Source organism: Neobacillus drentensis, assembly GCF_036966985.1.
Taxonomy (GTDB): Bacteria; Bacillota; Bacilli; order Bacillales; family Cytobacillaceae; genus Neobacillus; species Neobacillus drentensis_E.
Genome location: NZ_JBALSN010000099.1, coordinates 1 through 4616, shown reverse-complemented (window position 1 = coordinate 4616; position 4616 = coordinate 1). Strand labels below are relative to the sequence as shown.

At 39.1% G+C, this 4616-nt stretch carries 4 protein-coding genes; 3 read left to right on the top strand and 1 reads right to left on the bottom strand.

The window, feature by feature from the left end; translation table 11 throughout:
- Window positions 1–201: 201 nt before the first annotated feature.
- Together V7659_RS07065 and kynB are read left to right on the top strand one after the other, a co-directional pair.
- On the top strand, window positions 202–2115 hold the full coding sequence (locus tag V7659_RS07065) for a WG repeat-containing protein (RefSeq protein WP_335539035.1): 1914 nt from the start codon (window positions 202–204) through the stop codon (window positions 2113–2115).
- Window positions 2116–2224: 109 nt separating this feature from the next.
- A complete protein-coding gene (gene kynB / locus V7659_RS07060; protein ID WP_335539034.1) occupies window positions 2225–2842 on the top strand; it encodes an arylformamidase in 618 nt (205 codons plus the stop codon).
- 81 nt (window positions 2843–2923) lie between these two features.
- Here kynB and V7659_RS07055 read toward each other — a convergent pair whose 3' ends face one another.
- Window positions 2924–3277, bottom strand: a complete 354-nt coding sequence (locus V7659_RS07055) for a hypothetical protein (RefSeq protein ID WP_335539033.1) — start codon at window positions 3275–3277, stop codon at window positions 2924–2926.
- A gap of 433 nt (window positions 3278–3710) precedes the next feature.
- Here V7659_RS07055 and V7659_RS07050 point away from each other — a divergent pair, with 433 nt between their 5' ends.
- Entirely contained in the window at window positions 3711–4559 is an 849-nt protein-coding gene (locus tag V7659_RS07050; protein ID WP_420491337.1) for an MBL fold metallo-hydrolase, read from the top strand.
- Window positions 4560–4616: the final 57 nt, after the last annotated feature.

The window sequence follows — 4616 nt, the reverse complement described above, 5'->3', positions numbered from 1 at the left end:
CAATTGTAAATAGATAAAACGATAAAAACACCGCTAATTGATTAATCTCAATTAGCGGTGTTTTTTCAATCATAGTGTTAAACACATAGCCCACTTTTCATCATATAAATATAAAAAAACTAAAATGGGTGAGTTATGATGGTTGGTAATAACAGAGAATTAATTAGTTGGATATTGCCATATCTCCCAATGGGGGCAGAAATGGAATATCGAAATCAACAAGCAATCCTTCAATCTATGGATATTGATGGTGATGGAATCCAGGAAATCTTTGGGGTGTACCGTCTTAACCGACAGCCCTATTTATTTGTTCTAAAACAGTTCTTTGGTCAATTTAGATATTATTATCCACTTCCTTCTGAGGTGGAGCAAAAAGCAATCCGAGCGCTATCCATTTCCAGAGAGTCAAGGGCCGTTTACCAATTTCCTGTTGTGAGGAAGGAAATTGGCGGAAACAAGTGGGGATATATGGATGCAAAAGGGAATTGGATTCTTCCGGCAAACTACGATCATGCCGAGGATTTTCAGGAGAATGGTTTGGCCATTGTTGGTTTAATGGACAAATCAGGTGTCATTAATTCTAGAGGTTATTTTATCGTCCAGCCTAAATATGACACGATTAACCCATTTTCTGAGGGCAGGGCCGTAGTCAATGATGCCCAGGGATTCAAGGTAATTAATGAGAATGGCAAAGAAATCACAGAAAAGGCGTATTCTATCATTATTGGAGAGTATAAAGAGGGACGCGTTCGCGCAGTGGAAATAGATGCAAACGGGGAGTATTTATATGGGTATCTCAATAAACGAGGGAAAGAAGTAATTCCATTAATCTATAAAAATGCCAGTGATTTTGAACAGGGAAAAGCAATTGTGAAAACAAAAGAAGATAGTTTTCAACTGATCGACCTTACCGGAAAGGTATTACAATCGTACCCTTATGCTTACGTCGCAAACTACGGTCAAGGCTTGCTTGCATTTAAGAATAGTACCGAAGGAAAGCTGGGTTATATCGATGAGCAGGGGAAAATAGTCATCGAGCCTAAATTTTCATATGCAGATTCATTTATAGAAGGTCTGGCAATCGTTAGTTTGTCAGAGAATAATAGAGAAAACTTTGGTGTCATTGATCGGCAAGGTCATTTTGTGATTAAGCCTAACTATAATCAAATTCTATATTTAAATGAAGGGCGCTTTGCGATTGGAAAGGAGATTGACCTGAAACAGCCTTGTATGAGATCCATTTATGCCCTAGCTGATTCGGATGGTCATATTCTCACAGGATTTCATTTTACTATGATGACCAAATTTGAGGACGGCCTTTCGTCTGTCACTGATGAACAGCATACTTATTTTATCGACAAACATGGAAGGCGAAAAGAACATCTGCCAATGGTCAGTGGCTCAGGCTGGCTTAGCTTTGAGAAAACACTAATTAAGGGTCATATTGACGACCATCTCATCTATTTTAATCAAACGGGAGAATTAGTCTGGAAACAAGCCACTATTCTTCCTCTAAATAACCAATATTCTGTGGTTGAGAATAAATACAAACCCAATAAGGATTATTTAGTATACTTTCCACAAATCGAAGGAATGGAAAATCCAGAAAGTGTAAATCGGGCTTTAAAGGAGATGGCGGGTGTAAAACCAATACCTGCACACACTCAGTTGGAATCAAATTATACGGGGAACTATCAAATTCCTTATTATAAGAAATATCTGCTGGTCATCAAGCTTGAAGGCTATGACTATCCGTTTTGTGCAGCCCACGGAATGCCTGTCGAAAAATATGCCCATATCAACCTAAAAACTGGTTCAATGTACCAATTAAAAGACCTTTTTAAGCCTGGGAATTCTTATGTAAAAGTAATTAGCGATCTGATTCTTGAACAAATAAAAAGTAATAACCAATATTCGTCTTATCTATTTCCTGATGAGTACCATGGCATAAAAGTGGATCAACCTTTTTTTATTAGTGAGGCTGGGCTGAATATCTACTTTCAACCCTATGAAATTGCCGCATTTGCAGCCGGTTTTCCTACCTTTACCATTCCGTTTGATGACCTAAAAGAGCTTATTAATAGGAACAGCGAATTTTGGAAATCGTTTCATTGAGGAAGGCAGGAATCAATCCTGTCTTTTTTTATGTAAACTAATGAAAAACCCTGTAGAAAATGAAATAATGGTGACAAACACAAAACTATTATCGAAGGAGTGCATGGGTATGATGATTTATGATATTTCTAGAAAATTAATAAATGGGATGCCAGTTTGGCCAGGAGATACGGCTTTTCAATATGAGGTCGCATGGCCAATGGAGGAAAGCGGCTCCGTTAATGTAGGCAAACTTGAATTGAGTACCCATACAGGAACACATGTAGACGCGCCCTTCCATTTTGATAATGAAGGAAAGCGAATCATCGAGTTAAACCTTGACCTATACATCGGTCCTGCCAGAGTTATTGATATGCATGGTAAGGAAAGCATTGGTGCCGCTGATTTAGAAAAGATTAATCTAGATGGGTGCAAACGGGTGTTATTTCGAACCCTTGCTTGGGAAAATCCTGATGTTTTCCCTGAAAAGATACCACATATTGAGCCGAACTTAGCTGCTTTTTTAGGAAGTAAGGGAGTTCAACTGATCGGCTTGGATATTCCATCCGTCGATCCAATTGACAGTAAAGAGCTGCCTGCCCATCATAGCTTGAATGAGCATGGTATTCACATCTTAGAATCACTAATGCTTGATCAAATCGAACCTGGCGATTACGAATTGATTGCCCTTCCATTACCACTAGTTGAAGGAGATGGGAGTCCGGTTCGCGCAGTCCTGAGAAAATAGAAGTAGAAGAATTGGTGTCAGGCACCAAAAAAGCGTGAATCCATTGGACTCACGCTTTTTTCTGTCCCACTAGGGGGAATGTCACTGTTCCTTTGTCTGATAGGTAAATTTTTTGCGGAAAATTAGCCAATAACTTCCAAATCCAATAATAATAAATAAACCCACTAAACCGGGAACAACATAATCTTTTAATGTTGGCTGGGCATTCTCCACTTGATTTGGAGGCAATGAGGCCTGTTTATTTTCTATTGCGGTGCTTTTATTGGCTGATACGATTTTATTATTATCTGAGTTTATAGTAGCTATTTGAGTTGTTTGGCTAACTACTGGATTATTTTGAGAAGAAGAAACTTCTAATCTAGAATCGGCAAGGACAATCGTTCCTAATAGAAAAAACAACAGTGATGTGATAAGACCAATCTTATTAAACATCATATTCAACTCCGCTATATTGTAATCTTTCTGTTGTTTATTCTATCATCGTTTGCATCAGGAAATATCACTTTAACGGCAAAGTTCACAAAGCTTTCGAAATTAAATCCTCTTAAACCCGGCCAAATGTCTTCCAAAACATAGGAACCTCAACGCATTAGGAGCTATTATTCACCTTCTATCAAGCCTGACGCAAATTAACTAATACCTGATACTTGTTTTAGTTGGTCCAACTCTAGAATCTGTATTAGCCTTCGCCCATTGCGAACATTTGATTAATTGGCTGCTCAAAGTGGGCAGTTTTTTTTGAATATAACACCTTTATTAAGAACGAATAATTCGTTATAATATTATACGTGTTACAACTAAACTAGAATAAGCGATAGTAATAATTTTCCCTTCCAGTTAAATAATAAGCAAAAAGGGAGGGATTTTTTTGGAGCGTAACCAGGATAGTAAATTTGAAGAAACGTTTCTTCCGATGACCTCAATTGGCAATGGCGTTGGGATGGCTGTTTTACCAGATATCTATTGTTATACCGACAAAATCGTGAACCTCGTACTTGTTGGCAACCCGAATAACTCGGAGGAATTTGTGCTCATCGACACAGGGATGCCAAAGTCTGCAGGTAAAATAAAGGAAATGATTGAAGAACATTTTGGTGAGGAGGCCATGCCGAAAGCAATCGTTCTAACGCATGGACATTTTGACCATGTCGGTTCAGTTGCTGAATTGTTGGAGGAGTGGAAGATCCCGGTTTATGCACATGAACTAGAGATTCCCTTTTTAACAGGCCAACGGGACTATCCGCCTGGTGACCCAAATGTTGATAGCGGACTAGTTGCAAAATTGTCGCCAATGTTCCCGAACCATGGGATTGATATAAGTGCCCATGTTCAGGTGCTTCCTAGTGATGGAACTGTTCCTCATATGCCTAATTGGAAATGGGTACATACACCAGGACATACACGAGGACATATCAGTTTATTCCGTGAACAAGACCGGGCGCTGATTGCTGGAGATGCGTTTGTGACCGTAAAACAAGAATCACTCTATAAAGTAATGACGCAAACACAAGAAATTAGCGGTCCTCCAAAATATTACACGACCGATTGGGATGCGGCATTTGAATCGGTGAAAAAACTAGAAGCACTTAAGCCGCAAGTAGTGGTGACCGGTCACGGGCTTCCAATGGGCGGTGAAGAACTAACAGAGAGTCTTCAGTATTTGGTGGAGCATTTTGAAGAGATCGGCAGGCCCGAGAGTGGAAAATATGTGAATTAAATATCCTTAAAAAACAAGAGCTGCCGAAACTCTGCAGCTCTTTAATATGATTATTAT

Bases quoted from the DNA above. Each gene is read 5' to 3' on its own strand.
- V7659_RS07065 (WP_335539035.1), top strand. From the start codon at position 202: ATGGAATATCGAAATCAACAAGCAATCCTTCAATCTATGGATATTGAT.
- V7659_RS07055 (WP_335539033.1), bottom strand. From the start codon at position 3,277: ATGATGTTTAATAAGATTGGTCTTATCACATCACTGTTGTTTTTTCTA.
- kynB (WP_335539034.1), top strand. From the start codon at position 2,225: ATGATGATTTATGATATTTCTAGAAAATTAATAAATGGGATGCCAGTT.